This is a genomic window from Shouchella patagoniensis (assembly GCF_002019705.1).
GTDB classification, from domain to species: domain Bacteria; phylum Bacillota; class Bacilli; order Bacillales; family Bacillaceae_D; genus Shouchella; species Shouchella patagoniensis.
In genome coordinates, this window is sequence record NZ_KV917377.1 from 4,539,160 (window position 1) to 4,562,272 (window position 23,113).

18 protein-coding genes are annotated in these 23,113 nt (G+C 39.3%); 12 read left to right on the forward strand and 6 right to left on the reverse strand.

Features of this window, described 5'->3' with window-relative positions:
* Positions 1–8: 8 nt before the first annotated feature.
* The 3 genes from BK584_RS23515 (at position 9) to BK584_RS23525 (ending at position 3,002) form a co-directional block, all read left to right on the forward strand.
* Complete coding sequence (locus tag BK584_RS23515) at positions 9–1,013, forward strand: ABC transporter permease (protein WP_078395101.1); 1,005 nt, start codon at positions 9–11, stop codon at positions 1,011–1,013.
* Positions 1,014–1,026: 13 nt separating this feature from the next.
* A complete protein-coding gene (locus BK584_RS23520; RefSeq protein ID WP_078395103.1) occupies positions 1,027–1,932 on the forward strand; it encodes an ABC transporter permease in 906 nt (301 codons plus the stop codon).
* Between the two features lie 497 nt (positions 1,933–2,429).
* On the forward strand, positions 2,430–3,002 hold the full coding sequence (locus BK584_RS23525; protein ID WP_078395105.1) for a histidine phosphatase family protein: 573 nt from the start codon (positions 2,430–2,432) through the stop codon (positions 3,000–3,002).
* A 234-nt stretch (positions 3,003–3,236) separates the two neighbouring features.
* Here the strand turns inward: BK584_RS23525 and proC are convergent, their stop codons facing one another.
* From proC to BK584_RS23550, 5 genes are all read right to left on the reverse strand, one after another.
* Positions 3,237–4,037, reverse strand: a complete 801-nt coding sequence (gene proC, locus BK584_RS23530) for a pyrroline-5-carboxylate reductase (RefSeq protein ID WP_078395107.1) — start codon at positions 4,035–4,037, stop codon at positions 3,237–3,239.
* A 77-nt stretch (positions 4,038–4,114) separates the two neighbouring features.
* On the reverse strand, positions 4,115–4,921 hold the full coding sequence (phnE, locus tag BK584_RS23535; protein WP_078395110.1) for a phosphonate ABC transporter, permease protein PhnE: 807 nt from the start codon (positions 4,919–4,921) through the stop codon (positions 4,115–4,117).
* Entirely contained in the window at positions 4,918–5,706 is a 789-nt protein-coding gene (gene phnE / locus BK584_RS23540; protein ID WP_078395113.1) for a phosphonate ABC transporter, permease protein PhnE, read from the reverse strand. The genes phnE (BK584_RS23535) and phnE (BK584_RS23540) overlap by 4 nt, the downstream gene beginning before the upstream one ends.
* On the reverse strand, positions 5,675–6,475 hold the full coding sequence (gene phnC, locus BK584_RS23545; protein ID WP_078395117.1) for a phosphonate ABC transporter ATP-binding protein: 801 nt from the start codon (positions 6,473–6,475) through the stop codon (positions 5,675–5,677). The genes phnE (BK584_RS23540) and phnC overlap by 32 nt, the downstream gene beginning before the upstream one ends.
* 97 nt (positions 6,476–6,572) lie before the next feature.
* Positions 6,573–7,535: a phosphate/phosphite/phosphonate ABC transporter substrate-binding protein gene (locus tag BK584_RS23550; protein ID WP_078395120.1), complete on the reverse strand. Its 963-nt coding sequence runs from the start codon at positions 7,533–7,535 to the stop codon at positions 6,573–6,575.
* A gap of 707 nt (positions 7,536–8,242) precedes the next feature.
* Here BK584_RS23550 and BK584_RS23555 point away from each other — a divergent pair.
* From BK584_RS23555 to glpK, 7 genes are all read left to right on the forward strand, one after another.
* Positions 8,243–10,276: a HelD family protein gene (locus BK584_RS23555; protein WP_245808962.1), complete on the forward strand. Its 2,034-nt coding sequence runs from the start codon at positions 8,243–8,245 to the stop codon at positions 10,274–10,276.
* 62 nt (positions 10,277–10,338) lie between these two features.
* Positions 10,339–10,977 (forward strand): GDSL-type esterase/lipase family protein, encoded by a 639-nt coding sequence (locus BK584_RS23560; RefSeq protein WP_169871500.1) that lies wholly within the window; start codon positions 10,339–10,341, stop codon positions 10,975–10,977.
* A gap of 90 nt (positions 10,978–11,067) precedes the next feature.
* Entirely contained in the window at positions 11,068–12,324 is a 1,257-nt protein-coding gene (locus tag BK584_RS23565; protein ID WP_078395124.1) for an MFS transporter, read from the forward strand.
* A gap of 570 nt (positions 12,325–12,894) precedes the next feature.
* Positions 12,895–14,616 (forward strand): ABC transporter ATP-binding protein, encoded by a 1,722-nt coding sequence (locus BK584_RS23570; RefSeq protein ID WP_139365756.1) that lies wholly within the window; start codon positions 12,895–12,897, stop codon positions 14,614–14,616.
* Positions 14,616–16,496, forward strand: a complete 1,881-nt coding sequence (locus BK584_RS23575; RefSeq protein ID WP_078395126.1) for an ABC transporter ATP-binding protein — start codon at positions 14,616–14,618, stop codon at positions 16,494–16,496. The genes BK584_RS23570 and BK584_RS23575 overlap by 1 nt, the downstream gene beginning before the upstream one ends.
* Positions 16,497–16,566: 70 nt before the next feature.
* Positions 16,567–17,814: an ATP-binding protein gene (locus BK584_RS23580; RefSeq protein ID WP_078395128.1), complete on the forward strand. Its 1,248-nt coding sequence runs from the start codon at positions 16,567–16,569 to the stop codon at positions 17,812–17,814.
* A gap of 379 nt (positions 17,815–18,193) precedes the next feature.
* Positions 18,194–19,696, forward strand: coding sequence for a glycerol kinase GlpK (glpK, locus tag BK584_RS23585; protein WP_078395131.1), 1,503 nt, complete (start codon positions 18,194–18,196; stop codon positions 19,694–19,696).
* A 52-nt stretch (positions 19,697–19,748) separates the two neighbouring features.
* Here glpK and BK584_RS23590 read toward each other — a convergent pair whose 3' ends face one another.
* Positions 19,749–20,486, reverse strand: coding sequence for an SDR family NAD(P)-dependent oxidoreductase (locus BK584_RS23590; RefSeq protein ID WP_078395133.1), 738 nt, complete (start codon positions 20,484–20,486; stop codon positions 19,749–19,751).
* Between the two features lie 284 nt (positions 20,487–20,770).
* Between BK584_RS23590 and BK584_RS23595 the strand changes: the two genes are divergently transcribed.
* Positions 20,771–22,432 carry a glycerol-3-phosphate dehydrogenase/oxidase gene (locus BK584_RS23595; RefSeq protein ID WP_078395135.1) on the forward strand — a complete coding sequence of 554 codons (1,662 nt, stop codon included), beginning with the start codon at positions 20,771–20,773 and terminating at the stop codon, positions 22,430–22,432.
* The gene (locus BK584_RS23600; RefSeq protein WP_078395138.1) at positions 22,429–22,971 is read left to right on the forward strand and encodes a glycerol-3-phosphate responsive antiterminator; all 543 of its coding nucleotides are present in this window, start codon (positions 22,429–22,431) and stop codon (positions 22,969–22,971) included. The genes BK584_RS23595 and BK584_RS23600 overlap by 4 nt, the downstream gene beginning before the upstream one ends.
* Positions 22,972–23,113: the final 142 nt, after the last annotated feature.

A 23,113-nucleotide genomic window follows, 5' to 3' on the forward strand; every position in this document is an offset into this window, starting at 1 on the left:
GTGACGGTATGTTTGCCTATGCATTACGGCGGCTTCTTTTACTTATTCCTGTATTAATTGGAATGACAATCGTAACATTTTCGATTATCTGGTTGATCCCCGGAAACCCAGCACAAACGATTTTAGGTGAACAAGCAACACCTCAAGCTGTCGCTGCGCTTGAAGAACAACTTGGTTTGAATGAACCATTTTGGGTTCAATACGGGGGATACATAGGAAATCTGTTTACAGGGGACTTAGGGGTTTCTCTTCGCACAAACAATGAAATAATTGAGGAAATGTGGCCATATTTAGCAGGAACCATTGAATTAACGATGTTTGCAATGCTCTTCGCGATTGTCGTTGGGGTAAACGCTGGTATTATCAGTGCGTGGAAACAAAATTCAATTTTTGATTATGTCTGTATGATTATTGCTCTAATAGGTGTTTCGATGCCCGTGTTCTGGCTTGCTTTAATGGAACAATGGGTGTTTGCTCAGGAGCTCGGCTGGTTTCCAGCGATTGGAAGAAGTGATCCTCGAGATCCAATAGAAGGGATAACACATTTATACATTCTTGATACAATTATACAAGGTAATTTTGATGATACGCTTATGGCTTTACGCCATCTCGTTTTACCGATGATCGCACTTGGTACAATTCCAATGGCCATTATCGCAAGAATGACACGGTCAAGTATGTTAGAAGTTCTTCGATCTGATTATATCCGCACTGTTCATGCAAAAGGATCTGGGCAATTTATTGTTATTTATAAACATGCATTAAAAAATGCATTTATCCCAGTGTTAACGGTCGTTGGGTTACAAATGGGCGCTTTGCTTGGTGGAGCTATTTTAACAGAAACAATATTCAGTTGGCCTGGAATTGGTCGCTATATATACGAAGCGATTACATTCCGTGATTATCCAGTTATTCAGTCAGGCATTCTGATTGTCGCAACGATTTTTATTTTTATTAATTTAGTTGTTGACTTGCTCTATGCTTCGATTGATCCAAGGATTAAATATGATTAGGGGGGGTGGTTTCATGGATTCAAGACCAGTAGCATCACCACCTCCTAAGCGCCCTTATATAAAAGAGGAAAAAATAAGGTCACCTTGGAGCGAACTGTTTTATTATTTATTTAAAAACAAATTAGCGATTGTTGGTGTTGTAATCATTGTTGGTTTTATCATAATGGCTCTGCTCGCACCATATCTAACTCCTTATACGATTGATCGTCCAGATGCCGCAGCTCGTCTTATGCCCCCATCAGGTGATCATTGGTTTGGGACAGATGACCTAGGGCGCGATGTCTTTACTCGAGTAGCGTATGGTGCACGAATCTCTCTAATGATCGGTTTATTTGCTATTAGTGGGGCACTTATATTTGGGACATTTTTAGGATTGGTTGCAGGGTATTTTGGTCGCTGGCTCGATATGATTATCTCACGTATTTTTGATGTAATGCTTGCTTTTCCAAGTATTTTACTTGCGATCGCAATCGTTGCGATATTAGGGCCATCATTAGAAAATGCAATGTTAGCAATTGCAATTATTAATATACCAATCTTCGGTCGAATTGTTCGATCCAAAGTGATCAGTTTACGGTCTGAAGAGTTTGTCATGGCTGCAAAAGCGCAAGGGATGAAAAATGGTAGAATATTATTTCATCATATTCTACCAAATAGTTTGGCGCCAATCATCGTACAAGGAACACTAGGATTTGGGATTGCGATTATAGAAGCAGCGGCACTAGGGTTTCTAGGGATGGGGGCAAGCCCGCCAACACCGGAATGGGGTAGGATGCTTGCTGATTCTCGCGGATACATTCAAAACGCTTACTGGACAGTATTGTTCCCAGGTCTATCAATCATGCTTGTCGTCCTTGGTTTTAATATGATTGGAGACGGTTTACGAGATGCTCTTGATCCGAAAATGAAAAACCAGTAGATTGCAGAATTGTAGAGGATAATTAGTCTTTTAAAAGGCTAATTATCCTTTTTTAAAATTAGTCGAAACTTTTTATTTATTTTTAGCGTATAGGATTCAACGTGTTACGGTCATGAAGATGAAAGGTTGATGACAACTGCTTATAAATCTTGCTCCGTTTCTTGTTAAAACTATGTGTGCTAGTTGCTGTTTCGTACTGGGGTGTAAGGTGGTTGACAATCACCTATTAAAATGGGTTTTAGGAATTGTTTTTCCAATAATAATAGCAGTCATATGGGGAGCTCCTTAACAATTGCAAGGAATGTACAAATATTTATTGGGATTTTTATTATATGGAGTTGCTATTTTACCGTTGTACTCAGTTGGAAAAACAACTATGGCTATTGTTTTAGCGTTATTAATAATAGTGAACGGGGTTTTAATGTATGATTGGAATCAATAAATGAAAAGTTCTTGTTTCATATGAAAATAAACGATGAAAAATACGAGGTGTGAAAATGAGTAAATCACTTTATCTTGTTCGTCATGCAGAAGCAACAGGGCAAGATCCGGATGCGAGATTAACCAAGCAAGGAGAAGCGGATGCTCTTTCATTAGTACATTTTTTTGAAAATAAGAAGATATCCTCCATCATTTCAAGTCCTTATGAAAGAGCCGTGAAAACGATTGCCCCTTCCGCAAAAAAATTAAATCTCCCAATTAAAACGGATGAAAGGTTAAAGGAGCGTGTGTTAACGACGGAAAAACTTATGGACTGGGAGTCACCATTAAAGGAGAGCTTTCTTTATAAAGACAGTAAGTTACTGGGAGGAGAAACGTCTAATGAAGCAACACAGAGAATTTTAGCGGTATGTAACGAAGTTTCTTCAACTACTGAGAACACAGTGCTAGTTACCCACGGAAATCTTTTAGCGTTACTATTAAATCATTATAATCCTGCGTTTGGATTCTCGGAATGGAAGAAACTTAGAAACCCTGATATTTTTCGGATTGACTTGAATACTAGTATATTTAGTAGAGAGAATGTTTTCAAACTCGAAATTTCTGATACAGATAATCATTTTAATTAAAATGTGAAGTTACGTAATAATACAACAGGGCATTCCTCATAGAGAAATGCCCTGCAAATATATTTGAAATTAAAAAATGAGGGAAACAAGAAAACTAATTACAACAATTGCACCAATGATCATTAATATCGTCCGTAGCATAAGGACACAGCCTTTCTTTTGTAAGATATGCATCTATACCTTTTCTTCAGAAAGGCTAAACCAGACTAATCAAAAATGAGAATAAGGGACTGTTTAGTTCCTTTTCTTTTTTGCGTGATCTGTGACTGCGCTCACTGCACGAGCTATACTAGCTTGAAATTCGTCACGATTAAGAGACTTAAGGCCTGCATCGGTCGCGCCGCCTGGAGTGGTTACTTGGTCACGGAGCTCTGCAGCGGTAAGCTCGCTTTTTAACATTTGTGCACTACCATCAAACATTGCTGTAACTAATTTTTTTGCTTGTGCATCTGTGATTCCGTATGATTTAGCAATAGACTGAAGCTGTAAAGCAAATTCATAAACGAAAGCTGGAGCACTTCCCGTGATTGCAGTTAATTCATGAATTTGCGCTTCTGTTAGTTCCTCTGCTTCACCAATTGCGTGAACGAGGTTTAAAACGAACTGTTTATGCGCTGCCGTTGCATGGGCGCCTACTGTATACAAGCTCATCGATACGCCTGCCTGCGCAGCTGTATTTGGCATAATCCATGCAGTTGCTGTACCTTTTGGTAACTGGGCTTCCATATCGCTTGTTCCAATACCGGCTGCAACCGTGATGATCAGTTGTCCTGAAATAAGAGGAGAAAGCTGTTGCAGCAATTGCGGATGTGCCGAGGGAGGGGCAGCGAGCAAAATCACATCTACTTTTTGTGCTACTTCTTCCCAGTCTGATACAGTTTCGATGTCATAGTCGTGTTCAAGTTTTTTTAAGTGCTGTCTGTTTGTTTGATTTGACACATACACTGGATTAAATGTTTGTTTAGGTTGTTCCAATAAACCAGCAAAAATGGCTTCAGCCATGCGACCAGCACCAATAAATAAGATGGATGGCATTAAATTCACTCCTTTATTTACATTGAAATTACATAGAAAAGAAGACTTACTATAGTAAGTCTTCTAATTAACATACCTTATCTAACTTTTTTACGCAAAGCACTGGAAATAAAATCAATAATTAAAACAAAGACTACAAGTCCAATTAATATGATCCCAACACGATCCCAGCTACGCCCATTAATTGCAAAAAGCAATGGTGTACCAATACCACCAGCGCCAACGATACCTAGTGTAGCGGCAGAACGCATATTAATCTCGAACCGATATAATGTTGCAGAGATAAATCCAGGTAATACTTGTGGAACGACTGCAAACCAAAGTACTTGGAGCTTATTAGCCCCAGCTGCGACCAATGCCTCTGAAGGGCCAGGGTCAATTGCTTCAATCTCTTCTGCGTATAACTTACCAAGCATCCCAACTGCACTAATACCAATAGCGAGCATACCCGCGTATGCACCTGGTCCAACAACGGAAATAAACAAGAGGGCCATAACGATATCTGGAAAAGTCCGAAGAAAACTTAATACAGATTTACCTGATCCAGAAATAAGTCGCATCACACTTAAATTGCGTGCTGCCCAAAAGGCAACTGGAAAAGCAATAACAATGGAAATAGTGATCCCAACAAGCGCAATTGCAAACGTTTCAAGTAAATTACCTATTAAATGGGTACTTGTATCTGAGCGATAAATATAGTCCCAATCTGGATTTAAAAACCCATCCAGAATCGCTTGGGTAACTGTGCCGGCGGTCGATCTAATACCTGTATAATTAAGTCCACTAAAGCCCCAGATATAAATCAGTAATACAATTAAGATGATTAAAGCTGTTTGTATACGACGTTTTTTCGGTTTATGAATTCTGCTTCTTAAATCACTCATATCAAACGCTCCCGGATCTTTAAGCTAATGAAATCAATAATTAAAACGACAATAAATGTATAAAGAATTAAACCTAATACTTGATCATAGCGAAAGAAGCCAGTAGCTTGTTGATAAAGTACGCCAATACCACCAGCGCCAACAAGACCAAGAATCGCTGCTGCTCGAACGTTAATCTCAAATGTATAAAGCACGTAAGAAGTAAATTGAGGCAACACTTGTGGAATGACACCAAAGACGATCCATTGGATTTTATTAGCACCTACAGATGTCATCGATTCAAGTGGACCCGGGTCAATGTTTTCTACTGCTTCAAAAGATAGTTTTGCGATGATACCAATTGAGAAAATACTTAAAGCAACGATACCAGCAAAGGCGTTATATCCAAGTATGGCCGCGAAAATAGCTGCTAACAATAAATCAGGCACTGTACGTAAGATATTAAGTAGGATACGAGCAGGCTGATGGATCCAGCGTGACCTAGCAACGTTTGAGGCACAAAGAAATAAAATGGGTAGTGCCATTAAAGCGCCAAAGGTTGTACCGATTAATGCCATACGAATCGTATCAAGCATAGCTGAAGTAGCACGAAACATGAAATTCAAATCTGGTGGAAACATTTGCGTTAGAATGAGAAAGATGCCATCCCAGTTTTGAATGATTGTCATTGGATTAGCTTCAATATACCAAGCGCTTGTCAAAATGATAGTGACTATCAAAAGCATCGTCGTATAAAACTTTGTACGAGGCGGTTTAGTTACTTGAAGATTCGTTGGCTGGCTCATGCAAATCCTCCCCTAAGAGCTCGTCCTCTTGAATTGGGCGGCCATAGATTTCCGAGAACTTCTCATCGGTCGCTTCAGATACAGGGCCATCAAAAACAACTTCTCCAGCACGTAAGCCAATAATGCGAGTGGCGTATTCTCTAGCTAAATCTATAAAGTGCAGATTAACGATTGTCGTAATCTTATCTTCTTGATTGATGCGCTTCAAATCGTCCATTACTTGTTTCGTTGTTAATGGATCAAGTGAAGCGGTTGGTTCATCAGCTAGGATGACAGTCGGTTTTTGTGCAAGGGCACGAGCAATCGCAACACGTTGTTGCTGACCACCAGATAATTCACTTGCTCTCGCGTATGCTTTTTCAAGGATGTTTACCCGGTCTAATGCTTGTAGAGCAAGTTCTACATCTTGTTTCGGAAAAAGGTTTAGAACAGTACGTAGGGTACCGTGGTAGCCGACTCTTCCAGATAGAACGTTGCGCAATACGGAAGAACGTTTTACTAAGTTAAAACTTTGGAAAATCATAGCTGTTTGTTGGCGAATTTTACGTAATTCTTTTCCTCTTGCTTTTGTAATCGATTTTTCGTTTATTAAGATTTCGCCATCAGAAATCTCATTTAATCGGTTAATAGATCGTAGTAAAGTAGATTTTCCAGCGCCCGAAAGTCCTACAATAACAACAAATTCGCCTTGTTTAATATCTAAGTTAATATCTTTAAGTCCCTTTGTGCCATTAGGATAAGTTTTCGAAACATTTTTTATTTCAATCATGCATGCCCCAACTTCCTTTTTAAACTGATGAATAAATGTACATAGTAGGAGAGCCCGAACAGTAGAACGGGCTCTCAATCATTATTTATATTGTATATTACTGGTCTTGTATTTTTTCAGCGTATTCACGGACGATATCAAAATTAGAATCTTGAGAAGGAGCATAGCCTCTATGAGAGTAAACATCATAAATAATTTGTCCGCCTTCTTCAGTTTGACCAATATCAATAAAGGCATCAGCGATTTTTTGCTTCCATTCATCATTCATATCTGCATGAACAGAAATTGTATCATTCGGGATGTCTTCTGTTACTTCAAGAATGCGAGTGTCTTCGAAGACAGTTGGGAAATCGCCTACAACTGTGTTACGAGCATCTTGGAATGTTGCTGCTGCATCAACATCTTCAGCAAGAAGGGCAATAATAGCTGCGTCGTGACCTTGCATTGGGACATTGTTCACATCAGATACGTCAATGCCATTGTCCATCAATAAACCAACTGGCCATACGTATCCAGCAGAAGAAGTTGTGTTTTGAAATCCAATATTTTTGCCTACTAAATCATCTAGCGTTTCAATATCAGAATCGGCACGAACAACAAATTGTGCTTTGTAAGAATCTACTAGATCTTCTGTTTCAGATCCATCTTCTTCATTTACACCATAACGTTGTGATTGTAGAATAACTTCGGCGTAACCTTGTGCTTCCGCTTCTACATACGCGTTAGGAGGTAGAAAGCCTACATCAACGCTGCCAGATCCCATTGCTGCTACAACCCCGTTATAATCAGACGATACATTTACAGTTACTGGAATATCAAGGCGTTCTTCAAGCATTTCTTCAAGTGGTTCCGCTATAACATCAAGCGTTTCCGCATTTTGGGATGGAACGAACTGAACGGTTAAATCTTCAGGAACATACCCTTCAGCAGTATTTTCATTATCTCCAGTACCACTGTCTCCATTCCCGTTTCCACTCGCATCGTCATCCCCGCCACCACAAGCTACTAAAATAAGTGCTGTTGCTGCTACGAACGTTGAACCCAATAGCTTTTTTTTCAATTGTAGATCCCCCTAAATGTTGGTTAAAATGTAGCTTTCTCGATAATTGTAGATAGAGTTTGTAAAGTCGTCAAGAACCGTTTTTAACTGTCAAAAGCTGCACTGTGTCGCGATAAAGTGAAAAGTGTAGATATATAAAGCGCTTCAAGCTTTTTGACTTGTTGCAAACTTGCCTAAATTTATCATAAATTTCTTCTAATACACTCTTTATATCAGCAAAGACCAGCCCCTTTTGACAGTCAAAGGTTTACAAACTAGTAATAGTATAAATGAATAATAGAATTATATGTTAAAAGCAAAGATGTTTTTTTTGTAAATGCTCGAAAAAGGGAGGGAGATAATCCGACATCTATGAGAAAAATAATTTTACGAAAAAACGATTTACATTGGTTTATTTATAGCGACTAGATGGGTTTGATTCATTAGAGAAGTCCATACGGTAGTTTAAAATCTTTTTAGTTAAGTAGATACAAACAAAGGAAGGTCAAACGAAGGGGAGAAGGGAACGGAAATCATTTGGAAAACATAAAAATTCCTTGCCTTTTATTTTCGGAAAGGATAATAAATGAGTATTAATTTCCAATAAATGTAATTATTATTTTTGGCAATTGAACTATATAAAGCTTATCAAATAGAAAAGAAAAAGTCTATTCTTTTTTTAATTTTTTAGGCAAAATAAGAGAGTATTAATTAGAGGGGTGATAACGGTGTCGGTTTATGAAGAAGAACAAAGTCAGTTAAAAAAGTCACTAGAGAAAATTGATGATATGGCCAGAGTGCTTGAAGATGCTCCTCGTTATCGCGGTGATGATTTTACTCAACAAGTATTAGAAGACAGACGGGAGCATCAGCGTGAATCACTGCGATCTGCTACAGTTGAACCGTATTTTGGGCGTCTTGATTTTAAGGAATGGGATCTAGAAAAAGAAAAAGCACTTTATATTGGTAAAGTAGGTGTTCATGATGAGGAGAGTGGTGAACCGTTAGTTGTTGATTGGCGAGCGCCAGTATCTTCCTTATTCTATTCATTTAGTGGTAGTGAAGACGATGTCTATTATGACTCACCTGAAGGCATTGTTGAAGGTGAGATTTTATTAAAACGAAATCTAGTTGTTCGTTCAAGAGAACTTCAAAGAGTAGTCGATAGTTATACTGAAGGGCAAGAGGATGTCGGAGGTGATGAGTTTCTACTATATAAATTAGGTGAACAAAAAGATAGCAAATTAAAGGATATTGTCTCGACAATCCAATCAGAGCAGAATGCAATTATCCGTCATGCGCTAAAAGAACCGCTTATTATTCAAGGAGCGGCGGGAAGCGGGAAAACGACAGTTGCATTGCATCGACTTGCTTATCTGTTATACGAATACCGCGAGCAGTTACGAGCGGAGCGGATGATGATTTTCGCTCCAAATGCAATGTTTTTAGATTATATTTCGCATGTTCTACCAGAATTAGGGGTTGGTGCAATCGCTCAGAACACGTTTGCTGAGTGGGCATTAAGCATACTTGGTCCGCCATTCACACGAGCGACAGAGACGAATCGATTAGAAGTGCAATTTGAGCAAACAGTTAATCAATCAATTGAAGCAGAATTGGTTTTAAAAGGATCATTAGCGTTTAAGCAGACACTAACAACTTATTTGGAAGAATACGTTGCTAAATCTATACCAGAAAAAGATTTTGTTGCTTGGGAGGATGGAGTCTTATCAGTTGCGACAATGAAAGAGTGGATAGAACGAGATTTTGTTACGTCGCCTCCAATGAAACGAAGAGAAAGAATGCAAGCAAGAATGAGACGATGGATTGAGATCGAAGTAAAGAAATTTGAAGATGCCAAAGAGCAAAAAGAAATGAAGTCAGAGGCATTAAAGCGATTGCGAACATTTATGGGTTATTGGCCAAAACCTGATTTGGCAAAACTGTATATTTCTTTCTTAAAGGAAGAAAAGTTGTCTGTTTCTCAACAATTAAAGAAAAGAACGTTGCTTCATGAAGATATTGCTCCAATGTTGTATATCCATCAGATGCTTTATGGTATTGAGAGAGAAAATCGATTTGATCATATCGTTATTGATGAAGCGCAAGATAGTTCGCCATTTATGATTTCGGTCTTAAAAGAACGCACACGCCCTGGGGGCTTTACCATTCTTGGAGATTTGGCGCAAGGGATCCACGGCAATGAAGGAATATCTAGTTGGACTTCTTTTCAGGAAGTGTTTGCTGATAAGGGTATTTCCTACGTCAAAATGGAAAGAAGTTACCGGTCAACGATGGAGATCATTGAATTCAGTAACAGAATTCTTGCACAAATGAAACATAGTCCAGGTCAAGCAATTCCTGTCTTCAGAAGTGGGCGAGAAGTAGTGATCGAACAGCGTGGAAAAGACGACATACATGAATGGGTTCAACAAATGGAACAAAAACAAGCACAAACGATTGCCATCTTGACACGGACAAAAGAGGAGAGTACAGAGGTCTATGCACATCTGCACTCACAAGGAGTTACAGCGACTTTACTTCAAGCGAGTGATCGAACTTATCGTGGTGGGATATCTGTCATGCCTATTTATATGGCGAAAGGCTTTGAGTTTGATGCGGTTCTATTAACAGACGTAAGCCCAAGTAATTATTTAGATGATGAAATGCATAAAAAGTTACTTTATGTTGGGTGTACCCGTGCATTGCATGAATTGTCAATTTGGTATACAAGCAAACGCTCACAATTGCTAGAAAGATAGGAACGAATGCCGTGACCCTCCTTTTTTACTGCGAATAAGCTGGTATAAGAGGAGGTGAACTGGTGAGTAGAGCATATTCGTATATAGCTATAGGTGATTCATTAACTGTCGGAACTGGCTCATCACGAATGAGCGGAGGCTTTGTACAGGAGTATGTATCATTAGCAAATAATTGGTTAAAGCGATCTATCCGTGTTTCAATGTTGGCCCATCCAGGTTTAACATCACGGCAGATCTATCAGCTTGCCATCGAAAGAAAGCACCAACAACAAGTGTTTGATGCAGATGTTATTACGATCACGGCTGGAGGAAATGATTTTATCCAAGCATTTAAAGAGATGGAACGAACTGGATCATTTGAGCCAGTTATTAAAGCGGGTGAAGACGCATCAAATGGTTTGCATGCATTGGTTACTTATATATGTGAAGTGAAACAACCTTGTAAAAAACCATATATTATCCGAGTATTTAATACGTATATCCCTGTGGAAGGTGTACCAATCGTTGATCACTACTTATCTCAATTCAACCGACGACTCTATCGTTTAGAGCGACGGCGGAATGTGCGTGTTGTAGATGTGTATAATGCGTTTAAAGGAAAAAATCAATGGTACCTTTCTCATGATCACGTGCATCCTAATGATCGAGGGTATGCTGTAATGGCACGTGAAGCAGCTCAAACAGGATTTGAACCATTATAAGACGCGCTCATAGCGTGTCTTGCTTATTAGAAAAGAAAGAAAAGTGTGATATAATCTAAGGCGATGTAACGAACGAAGAAGGAGGTCCTAATGGAACAACATCTAGAAGAAATGGAATCGCCAAAACCGTATGTAAAAAGGAATATGAGTCTGATTATAAGCAATCAATTTTTAGCTACTCTTGCCGAAAGTATTTTTCATTTAATGATTATTTGGTTTATTTATGAACGGACAGGCTCAGCTTTGTATGCTTCGGGTGTGATGGCCGTAATTATGGTGACTCAAATATTTGTTGGCCCTTTTATGGGAGTATTCGTGGATCGTTTTGAACCTAAGCGTGCGATGCAAATTGGGTATGGAATTATGGTTTTGGTTGGTATATTTCTTACAATCAGTTATATTGTAGCTCCGTCACTCATTGTACTGTCTATTTATATCGCACTCATTTTACATAATATTTGTGCACAATGGATTGGTCCTGCTAAAAGCAAGTTGCTTCCTCGAATTGTTGGAAATCCAAACGTTGTAAAAACAAATGGCTTAATCTCATCCACAGGACAAACAGCGGATTTACTTGGTCAGAGTGTAAGTGGTTTTTTAATTGCTTTAATTGGATTTGTTGGGATTGTGTTACTGCATTCAGGCGTTTATTTAATCGCTTCTTTTTTGCTAATCTTTGTGATTGATTTAACGCGGAAAAAGCAAGATGCGTCAATTGAATCAGTAGAAACTTCCTCAAAAAAACACTTTTTTACTGAGATGAGAGAAGGGTATTACATATTAAAAGAAAATAAACCGGTATTTAAATCAATTCTTCTAGCGTCTGCACTCAATTTAGTGACGGTTGCTAGTGCTTTAACCGTCGTTCTAGTAAGTGATCGATATGGGGCGTCCGCAGTACAATTTGGTATTTTTAATGCATGTGGAGCTTTAGGAGGAATCATTACAGGTCTTTTTATCGGTAAACTAATGAAGAAAGCCGCACCAATGCGCTTGTTCGCTCTAGGGCTATTTTTATCCGGTCTTGCGTTAATAGGTGTAGGATGGACAACAAATTTAATCATAGGAACGATTTTTATGGCATTTTTCTCTGCAAGTTTAGTTCTTGTTAATGTGGTTCTTAATTCAATGATGATGATTTTAATAAAAGACAGCCATCGGGGAAGAGTATTCACACTTGTTGCAGCTATTGGCGGTATTTTTGTACCATTTGCTGCTCTTAGTGGTGGATTTCTGGTAGATGTTGTTGGTATTGCTGTTTTATTTGTTGCATCAGGTATATGGTTAATTGCATGGAGCGTACTTCCATTGGTGGATCGTGACTTAAAACAAGTTAAATTGGATTAAGGAGGATATAGAATGAAGAGGGTCGGTTTAGTGACAGTACTGCATGATGAACGTGGTGATTTACTTGACCATTTGCAGCAACACTTCTCAAAAGCAGTGCGGATAAACTGAGTTGATTAGCACACGAAATGACAACCTCAATTTCAGCCGAGTACAAGTCAAACATTCATTAAAATCGATCACATAAGTGTTCAAGGCTAAATATCTGTAATTATGGATTAAATTTGGAGATTTTACTTGAGAAATTACATACTTTCTGCTTCCAACATCCTGTATACTGAGAGTATAGATAGATTGGGAACGGGGAGGAAGGAAAGTGAACGCAAGATTTGTCAAATTAATCTCGGCGGTTTTTTTGGTGAGTATTGTCGGAGTCATTGTCATTGCGATGTCCGCACAAGTTTAATTTAAATGGCTAATAAAGTTATATGAATTACCTAATAAGAGAAAACTTTCTAAGACATAGTCTTAGAAAGTTTTTTATATGTAAATATAGTGAAATTTACAAAGATAAGCTAAGATAGAGAAAGATATTTAGGGTTCCGTAGTACGTTAGAGGGGTCGGTTTAGTTGAAAACAGTTTTTTCCTATTTACTACCTTATAAAGTAGTCGCAAGCATTGCTTTTTTATTTATGTTACTTGAACTTGTTGTCGAACTTGTACAACCATTATTGCTCGCACGTATTATTAATGATGGAATACTCCAGGATGATTTAAGAACAGTGCTTATTTTAGGTAGTGTGATGGTTGGATTTTCTTTACTGGCTTTTATCTCTGGTGTACTTAATTCTTTCTATGCTGGTCATGCTGGTCAGAGTACAGGTTTTGATCTTAGAAATGCAATGTTTAAAAAAATTCAGCGATCAAGTCTTGGCAAGTTGCAGCCCTTTGCCACGTCGTCACTAATGACGCGATTAACAAATGATGTCACACAAATTCAAAACACAATTTTTATGGGTTTGAGAATAATGGCGAGGGCACCATTGCTTGTAATTGGTGGAGCGATTATGGCTCTTTTGATTAATGTGCGGTTAGCGCTGTTCCTGTTTGTGACCATTCCAATTTTAGTCTTATTTTTATTATGGATTTTAAAGAAAGGCGTACATATTTTTAGTGAAGTTCAAACAAAAGTTGACAGTGTGAATCATGTTGTGCGTGAGAATTTAACTGGAATTCGTCTTGTACGTGTATTTGTTAGAAAAACGCATGAAATGGGTCGTTTTTTCCAAGAAAGTGATGCACTTAGACACCGGACAGTTCAGGCGTTTAGGTTAATGGAATTAACGATGCCTGTTTTGTTATTGCTTATGAATGTTTCTGTCTTGCTTATTTTATGGTTCGGAAGTTTTCAGATTGAAAACAATTCAACTCAAGTCGGTGATGTTGTCGCTATCGTCAATTATGCAACGCGAATTACATCAGCTTTGGGTGTGTTTGCGATGATTATTATGGTTTTTTCTAGGGCGCGCGCGTCTGCTTTGCGCATTGAAGAAGTCTTGATTGAGCCAGATGATGAGTTGCTGGCAAGTGAACAGAAACCAGTTCCTCCAGTTTTACGTGGCGATCTTGCATTTCGTCATGTGTCTTTTTCTTATGAAGAAAACGCGCCTTTGGTGTTGAAAGATATTCATTTTCACGTTCATGCTGGTGAGACTGTGGCGGTCCTAGGAGAGACAGGATCAGGTAAAACGTCATTGTTTCAGTTAATTCCTAAATTATATGAAGCGACTGAGGGCAGCGTAGAAATTGATGGAACATCAATTAAAGAATGGAATGTTCAAGAATTGCGTCGGCAGATGGGGTATGTCCCGCAAGCCATTCGACTTTTTTCTGGAACCATCCGAGAGAACATAGCTTGGGGGGTGCCAGATGCTTCAATGGCAGCGATTGAACAGGCTGCAAAAGCAGCGCAAATTCATGAGACGATTGTTAAATTGCCAGAAGGATACGATACCCGTGTTGGTCAGCAAGGTGTGAACTTGTCGGGAGGACAGAAGCAACGAATTTCTATTGCACGTGCTCTCTTAAGGAAGCCAAAACTATTGCTTCTTGATGATAGTACAAGTGCGCTTGATACAAAGACAGAAGAACGTTTTTTAAGCGAGCTTGAGCAATATGATTGTACCGTACTTATTATTACGCAAAAGTTGTCTACCGCTCAGCAAGCGAATCGGATCTTACTGTTGGAATATGGAGAGATGGTTGGGTTTGGTAGTCATAAACAGTTACTGAATTCTTCGGAATTCTATAAAAGAATCTATGATTCCCAGTATGGAAAGGGGGCATTCTAATGTCTCTTTTGAAGTTGTTAAAAGAACCATTCCAATATGAACGAATTGATTGGCGGAAAAAGCGGTCTCCTATTTCTCAATCCGAAGGAAAAGCTCAACATCCTCATGCAGCTAGGGCTAGTGGAAAAGCCCCAAAAGCGAAAGATTGGAAAGGTGCTACGAAACGAATCTTAGCTTATCTTGGAGAGAGAAAACCAGCACTTGTACTTGTGATGGGTTTAGTCATTGTTAGCTCCTTGCTTATGTTAGTTGGCCCTTTCTTAATCGGGATCATTATCGACAATTATATTATCCCAGCTGACTTTGATGGCTTAGGTATGATTTTGCTTCTTTTACTTGCTTCCTATGTGGGTTTATCAGTTGCGACTTTTTTCCAAAATTTTGTGATGGTCCGCATTGCTCAAGCAACCGTTTATGATATAAGAAAAGATTTGTTTGCCCATTTACAGCGGCTCCCTATTGGTTTCTTTGACAAACGGTTACATGGGGATATTATGAGCAGGGTCACGAATGATATTGAAAATATTTCAGGAACATTAAATTCTTCAATCGTACAAATTTTGTCTAGTGTAGTTACTTTTGTAGGGATTCTTGCTGTCATGCTTTATTTGTCTCCTGTGTTAACACTCATTACAATGCTTGTTATTCCAATTATGTTTTTCGGTATGCGCTGGATTACAAAGAGAACACAAGTGTTTTTTAAAGAACAACAACGAACATTAGGTCAATTAAATGGGTATTCGGAAGAAACGATTGCTGGTCAACAAATGGTGAAGACTTTTTCTCGTGAACAGCCCGTAATTGAAGGCTTTAGAGAACGAAATGAAGCTTTGCGTGGTGCGGGGTTCTGGGCACAAACGTATTCAGGATTCATTCCGAAATTAATGAACGTCTTAAATAATCTAAGCTTTACAGTGATAGCTGGGATCGGCGGGTTGATGGCAATTAATCAAACCGCAGGTGTGACCGTTGGTATTATGGTTGTATTTGTTGAGTATTCACGACAATTTACTCGACCACTTAATGACTTAGCTAATCAATTTAATATGCTTTTATCTGCTTTGGCTGGCGCAGAACGTGTATTTGACATCATGGATGAGCAGCCCGAAAAAGACCATCAAGATGCTCAATCGATCCGTTCTATTAAAGGCAATGTTCGATTTAATCAGGTCGGATTTTCATATGGTGAGACTCCCACATTAAAAGATATTTCCTTTGAAGCGCGTCCAGGAGAAACATTCGCATTTGTAGGGCCTACAGGGGCTGGGAAAACAACAATTATAAATTTATTAACGGGTTTCTATCCGATTAATGAAGGGGTCATTGAAATTGATGGCAAAGATATGACAACGTTGAAAAAGGAAGATTTACGAAAACAACTAGGAGTTGTCTTACAAGATTCATTTTTATTTCAAGGAACCATTATGGAAAATATTCGTTACGGTCGACTAGAAGCAACGGATCAAGAAGTGATTGAAGCAGCTAAATTGGCCAACGCACATGGGTTTATCTCCTATTTACCAGGTGGCTATGGGACGATTTTACAGCAAGACGGCGGTGGCATTAGTCAAGGTCAAAAGCAGCTTATTTCTATAGCGCGGGCATTGCTCGCCGATCCTGCGATTCTCATTTTGGATGAGGCGACGTCAAGTATTGATACGGTAACGGAAATGAAAATACAAGAAGCATTAAAACGACTGATGGCGGGGCGGACTAGTTTTGTTATCGCTCACAGGTTGAATACGATTGAATCAGCTGACACGATCCTTGTTTTGCAAGAAGGGCGTGTGACAGAAAGTGGTAGTCATTCCAACTTAATGAAACAACGAGGTTTCTATTATGAATTGCAACATTCCAAAAATATGGATGCAATTTTATAATTGTAATAGAGGATTGACGCGAAATGTGTCGAAGTGATATGCAAATCAAGCGAGGGGGAAAATATTTTGCATGGTTATTGAGAAATTAGTTCTAAATGTATTTGTCATATTAGTCCCCGTGCTAATTTATAGCCTTAAAGCTGAAGGAAGTTGGAAAATACAGCGCTCGCTCACGATGTTTTTATTTATGAGTGGCGCTGTTGTGCTCAGCATGGCTTTTTCAGTTGAGATCGAAGGGATTCATTTAGATTTACGATTTGTGCCTACTTTGCTTGCGTTCCTATATGGTGGAAGACGAGCTGGGTGGGGAGTCGCGGGGGTTGCACTAATTGGGCGAATGTTTCAAGGCGGAGATATGGTTCTGCTTGGTATTGGTTTAATTTTACTTACTACTGTTATCTTTAGTGTGTTTGCGCCGCGTTTCTATTCTCTCCCCCCAAAGTGGCCGAGGGTGAGATGTGCAGTATTGTTTTCTTTTATCCCGACTACGATTCAGCTAGGGGCGGCTGCCGTCTTATGGGAGATGACTGAAACTAGAACAATGGATTCGTTATGGTCGATAGGCTTGGAATACATGCTTTTCTTTACAGGGGCTACTTTATTGGTAACACATTTATATGAAACGCTTCTCGAACGTGAACGCATTCTCGCAGAACTCGTAGCAGTTGAAAAACATAATACAATGGGAGAATTGGCTGCATCAATTGCACATGAAGTACGAAACCCTTTGACCGTTGTAAAAGGATTTATTCAGCTGCTTGCTGAAGAAAAAGATCAAAATCAGAATCAATATCATAAGTTGATCCTTAGTGAACTCGACCGAGCTGAATCAATTATTCATGAATATTTAAACGCGTCAAAACCGCAACGAAATGAAAGTTGTGTGATTGCATTAGAAGAACATGTGAAAAGCGTTGTAGCCTTAATGGAGCCTTATGCGACAAAGAACAATCTGCAATTAAAGGGCCAATACGAAGCTGAGGTCTCTGTCTTTGTAGATGAAAAAAAATTAAAGCAATCGTTAATGAATTTTATAAAAAATGCAATCGAGGCGACGCCGGTTCAAGGTGATGTTACGGTGACGCTGAGAGCAACAAAAGAAAAAGCATTGGTACTTATTGAAGACACAGGTTATGGGATGACAAAAGCACAATTAAAACAATTAGGAACTGCTTATTTTACAACAAAAGAAACCGGCACTGGTCTTGGTACAATGGTATCTATCCGAATGATTGAAATGATGGGCGGTACAGTTACATATAAAAGCAAGCTTCAAAAAGGCACATGCGTGGAAGTCGTATTACCACTGCATGGATGAACATTGTGTATGATAATAAATTATTTATCTAAGCAATTTATGGTAATAGGGGGCGTACATTAAATTTGATTGTGTATGAAACGTAAAGTTGCTTTCTACGTTTAAAGGATTGATTTTATCAATTTAGAAGATTCTGATTGTATATTTATTGGTTTGACTTACGGGCATATAACTTTACAGATAAGTAAAACCCACTTATTGTTGTTGTGTTAATCATGGTTTTGTTGATTACTTAAAAACAGGACAGATAAAGAAGTGACAATAGAAAGCGACTTTTACTTTGGAGAAATTTAGCTTTTTTGCTAATGCCGAGGATTGAAAAGGCTTGAAAAAAGATACCTTACTTTATCTCTTATTGAGGGCACAGGAGGCGTTACATATGGCAGAGAAATATATTTTATCAATTGACCAAGGGACAACGAGTACTCGTTCAATTTTGTTTAATAAAGAGGGAGAGGTTGTTCACACTGCGCAAAGAGAATTTCAGCAGTATTTCCCAAAACCAGGTTGGGTCGAGCACGACGCAAATGAAATTTGGAACTCGACGCTTTCGGTCATCTCCACTCTTTTTACGGAAACAGAGGTGGACCCAAAAAATATAGAAGCAATTGGGATTACAAACCAAAGAGAAACAACCGTTGTTTGGGATAAAAAAACTGGGAAACCAGTTTACAATGCGCTCGTATGGCAATCACGACAAACGCAAGGCATTTGCAATGAGTTACGCGATGCGGGACATAATGAGTTATTCCGAAGTAAAACAGGTCTTTTGATTGACCCATATTTTTCAGGCACAAAAGTAAAGTGGATTTTTGACAATGTGGAAGGAACGAAAGAGCGGGCAGCAAGAGGAGAGTTACTCTTCGGAACGATTGATTCGTGGTTAATCTGGAAGCTTAGTGGCGGCAAAGCGCATGTGACAGACTATACAAATGCTGCGAGAACATTAATGTTTAATATACATGACCTTAAATGGGATGAAGAACTGCTAAATATACTAGGCGTACCTCAGACGATGCTTCCAGAGGTAAAATCATCTTCTGAAGTTTATGCGAAAACGGTCGATTATCATTTCTTTGGTGAAAACATTCCAATTGCGGGCATTGCAGGTGATCAAAGTGCAGCATTATTTGGACAAGCGTGTTTTGAAAAAGGAATGGTTAAAAACACGTATGGTACTGGTTGCTTTATTTTAATGAATACAGGTGAAGAAGCGGTTATATCTGAAAATGGTCTATTAACGACGATTGCGTGGGGCATTGATGGGAAAGTAGAGTATGCGTTAGAAGGCAGTATTTTTGTTGCAGGATCAGCGATACAGTGGCTTCGTGATGGTGTGAAGTTACTTGATGATGCAAAAGAAAGTGAACGGATGGCAACGAGCATTGAGTCGTCAGATGGTGTATATGTCGTACCTGCTTTTGTTGGGCTGGGGACTCCTTATTGGGATAGTGACGCGCGAGGAACAATGTTTGGTTTAACGCGCGGAACGTCTCGTGAGCATATTGTCCGTGCAACGCTTGAATCGTTAGCTTATCAAACAAAAGACGTGATGGACGCGATGGAATCTGACTCAGGTTTAGATTCAAAAAAACTGCGTGTTGACGGTGGCGTTGTACAGAATGATTTCCTAATGCAATTCCAAAGCGACCTTCTCGATGCACCCGTTGAACGACCAACCATAAAGGAAACAACCGCGCTTGGGGCCGCCTATTTAGCAGGTTTAGCAGTTGGTGTTTGGGAAAACAAAGAAGAGATTGCGAAAAAATGGCAAGTAGATAAGAAGTTTAATCCACAGATGGAAGATGCAGACCGCAACCGATATTATGATGGTTGGAAAAAAGCGGTTCACGCAACAATGTCATTTAAGTTAGATAACTAATGAGTGAAGAAAAGCCTTGGACTAAGTCTTAGTCCAAGGCTTTTCTTGCGGGTTATAAATACGTTTGAACGTCTGTTATTTCTCCATCTGGGAAAGAAGTGCTTGTTAAACACTTTGTCAGAGCTTCTGCTACAGCGTCAGCAGAACGAAGCTGCCCTTCTTTATGAAATGCTTGGAAACGCTCTAATTGAGGGAAGTCCTCTTTGGTTTGATTTCGTATGTCAGCTTGCATGTCTGTATCCATAATTCCGGGGTTAAATCCGCATATGTGAATAGGTATGTTTGCAGCTGACTGTTCTTGTGAGGTCGCTTGAACGAGCATGTTCATACTTGCTTTGGCACTTGAATAGCATGTCCAGCCAGAAATTGGACGATTCGCAGCCCCTGAAGTGATAAGTGCCATTCGTTTTAACGCTGAGAGTTGTTGAGAAAAATAGATAAATGCATTGGTCAAAACAGCCGGTGCGATGACATTTACGGCGTAATGTCGACTTATATCATTCGCTTTAAATGTTCCCATTTGTCCGATTGGTTGAACGATTCCGGCATTGTAAATAAACAGAAGTTCACTTGCTTGATTAGCTTTCATCATTTGCATGGCTTCATTAAAAACCGATGAAAGTTCTTCTGTTTGAGTAACATCCATATTAAAATAATGAAACGATGGATGTGTTGAAAAGAGAGGCTCTGTTCTTGAAAAGCCGGCTATCAAGTACTCTTTCTCTAGTAGACTTTCACATAATGCAGCGCCTAATCCTCGGGAAGCTCCAATAACAATTGCAAGTTTCATGTTGACCCCTCCTGTTCCTTAGTGTAGATGGTGCGCAACATTCGTGCAATTCTGTTGCTTTGTTAAGATTGTTTTAAAACTAGTCAGAAGTGGAATAGTAAGCAAGATAATAAAGAAAAAGAGCGTATCTATTTACGAAGTGGTATTTTCGCGCTATACTGAATGTAAGTTAATGAACGACCTGAGATGATGAGGGGTCACAGCATTCAAAAGGCGAAATTCCGTCTTGTTTGTTTAGCTGTGACCCTTTTTTGTATGCAATAAGATAAATGGAGGAAGATAATATGGCTTTTTCGGCTAAGACTCGTACAGCTTCAATTGAGAAAATGACAGAAAAGGAACTGGATCTTTTAATCATTGGTGGTGGAATTACAGGTGTTGGTACAGCTCTAGATGCGGCAACACGGGGGATGAACGTAGGATTAATTGAGATGCAAGATTTTGCGGCAGGGACATCAAGCCGATCTACTAAATTAATTCATGGTGGTTTGCGTTACTTAAAACAATTTGAAATTAAGTTGGTGGCGGAAGTAGGGACTGAGCGAGCGGTTGTTTATGAAAATGCTCCTCATGTGACAACACCTTTACGGATGATGTTGCCTTTTTATAAAGGTGGTACATTTAATTCGTTGACAACATCAATAGGTTTAAGTGTCTATGATCGACTTGCTGGTGTAAAGAAAGCAGAGCGACGGACGATGATGAGAGCGAAAGAGGCAATTACAAAAGAACCTATCTTGGCAGAGGAAGGTTTACGCGGCGCTGGGATGTATGTGGAATATCGGACAGATGATGCAAGGTTAACGATTGAAGTTGCCAAAACGGCAGCGGAAAAAGGTGCTTTACTGACAAACTATGTTAAAGCTGAATCGTTTGTCTATGATGATAAGAAAGTGGTTGGTGTTGTTGCTAAAGATTTAGTAACAGGAGAAGGAATGACGATTCGTGCTAAGAAAATTGTCAATGCCACCGGTCCTTGGGTAGATACACTAAGAGAACAAGATCGTTCGAAAGAAGGAAAAACCATCCATTTAACAAAAGGTGTGCATCTAGTTTTATCAAAAAAACGGCTTCCATTAAATCAAGCTCTCTATTTTGATACTCCTTTTAAAGACGGACGGATGATGTTTGCGATACCAAGAGGTGAGAAAGTATACATTGGAACAACGGACACGAATTATCAAGGAGATATGAGCGAGCCTGGCGTTACTAAGGAAGATGTCACTTACATCATAGATGCGGCCAATGGCTTATTCCCTGGTTATAATTTATCAGAGGCAGATGTAGAATCAAGCTGGTCTGGATTAAGACCGCTCATTCATGAAGAAGGAAAAGATCCATCTGATATTTCCCGCAAAGATGAAATTTTTCATTCAAAAAGTGGGCTAATGACAATAGCTGGTGGCAAGCTGACGGGTTATCGGAAAATGGCCGATAGTATTGTGACTACTGTCGCCAAAGAACTTGAAGCAGATGGAGGGCAAGTATATGGCCCATGTAAAACGAAACAGCTTGTTTTATCAGGAGGAGATGTTGGTGGTTCAGACCAACTAGATTTCTTTAACGCGGCTCACGTCGAAGCTGGAAAGCAACTCGGGTTAGATGAAAAGACGGCAACCGCATTAGTAGAGAGATATGGATCAAACGTTCCACAAGTCTTTGCATTTTTGGAAGATGATCAGGCAGAACAATTTGGGTTACCAAAAGCTGTTTGGGCCTCACTTCGTTACGCAATGGCTTATGAAATGGCATTAACGCCAGTGGACTTCTTGTTGCGTCGTTCGGCGTATATGTTGTTTGATATTGAGGTGGCCAAAGCGTATAAAGACAATGTTGTGGAAGCGATGGCTTCGATTCTAAATTGGTCAAATGAAGAACGAACAAATCATGAGAAAGAACTTGATAAGCAGTGGCGTCTGGTCACGCTCTCGGATGTGCTTAAATGATTTTTAATGGGCAGACCGTTTTGCCAGCAGTAAAAACAATGAGAGACTTTGAGAAAGCGGCAGAGAGTGAACATGAATTTATCGTTATTCTTGATATGCATCTCTCCAAGCTTGCTTCGATTAAGAAGTTAGCAAGAGAAGCAAATAAGCAACTAATTTTGCATGCTGATTTAATTCAAGGGTTAAAAAGTGATCGTGCGGCAGCGGAGTTCCTGTGTCAGGTAATCAAACCGGCAGGACTCATCTCAACTAGATCAGATATGTTACGGATAGCGAAGAAAAACAATGTTCTCGCAATTCAACGTTTGTTTTTGCTTGATACAATGGCGATTCATACAAGTTTTCAACTCGCGGAAACAGTTAAGCCAGATGTGATTGAATTGCTTCCAGGTATTCTGCCGCAATGGATTAGCCGTGTTCGCGATGAGACGGGTATCCATGTAATTGCTGGAGGATTAATTGAAACAAATGAAGATATTCAACTTGCCCTTGGAGCTGGTGCAGAGGCAGTAACTGCCTCTGATCAATTGCTTTGGTAATAAATAAACGTCTTTTTCGCAGTTAATGGGAAATACTACTGTGAAAAGACGTTTTTAATATGTAGAAAAAAGGTATAAACTGTTATACTGGTAAAGGTTTGCAAAATGAAATTTACAAGGAACGTAATTATCGGAGGGGTTA

Coding starts and splice junctions, on each gene's coding strand:
- BK584_RS23580 (WP_078395128.1), top strand. CDS start 16,567: ATGGTTATTGAGAAATTAGTTCTAAATGTATTTGTCATATTAGTCCCC.
- phnE (WP_078395113.1), bottom strand. CDS start 5,706: ATGAGCCAGCCAACGAATCTTCAAGTAACTAAACCGCCTCGTACAAAG.
- BK584_RS23515 (WP_078395101.1), top strand. CDS start 9: ATGTTTGCCTATGCATTACGGCGGCTTCTTTTACTTATTCCTGTATTA.
- BK584_RS23595 (WP_078395135.1), top strand. CDS start 20,771: ATGGCTTTTTCGGCTAAGACTCGTACAGCTTCAATTGAGAAAATGACA.
- phnE (WP_078395110.1), bottom strand. CDS start 4,921: ATGAGTGATTTAAGAAGCAGAATTCATAAACCGAAAAAACGTCGTATA.
- phnC (WP_078395117.1), bottom strand. CDS start 6,475: ATGATTGAAATAAAAAATGTTTCGAAAACTTATCCTAATGGCACAAAG.
- BK584_RS23590 (WP_078395133.1), bottom strand. CDS start 20,486: ATGAAACTTGCAATTGTTATTGGAGCTTCCCGAGGATTAGGCGCTGCA.
- BK584_RS23575 (WP_078395126.1), top strand. CDS start 14,616: ATGTCTCTTTTGAAGTTGTTAAAAGAACCATTCCAATATGAACGAATT.
- proC (WP_078395107.1), bottom strand. CDS start 4,037: ATGCCATCCATCTTATTTATTGGTGCTGGTCGCATGGCTGAAGCCATT.
- BK584_RS23565 (WP_078395124.1), top strand. CDS start 11,068: ATGGAACAACATCTAGAAGAAATGGAATCGCCAAAACCGTATGTAAAA.
- glpK (WP_078395131.1), top strand. CDS start 18,194: ATGGCAGAGAAATATATTTTATCAATTGACCAAGGGACAACGAGTACT.
- BK584_RS23600 (WP_078395138.1), top strand. CDS start 22,429: ATGATTTTTAATGGGCAGACCGTTTTGCCAGCAGTAAAAACAATGAGA.
- BK584_RS23520 (WP_078395103.1), top strand. CDS start 1,027: ATGGATTCAAGACCAGTAGCATCACCACCTCCTAAGCGCCCTTATATA.
- BK584_RS23525 (WP_078395105.1), top strand. CDS start 2,430: ATGAGTAAATCACTTTATCTTGTTCGTCATGCAGAAGCAACAGGGCAA.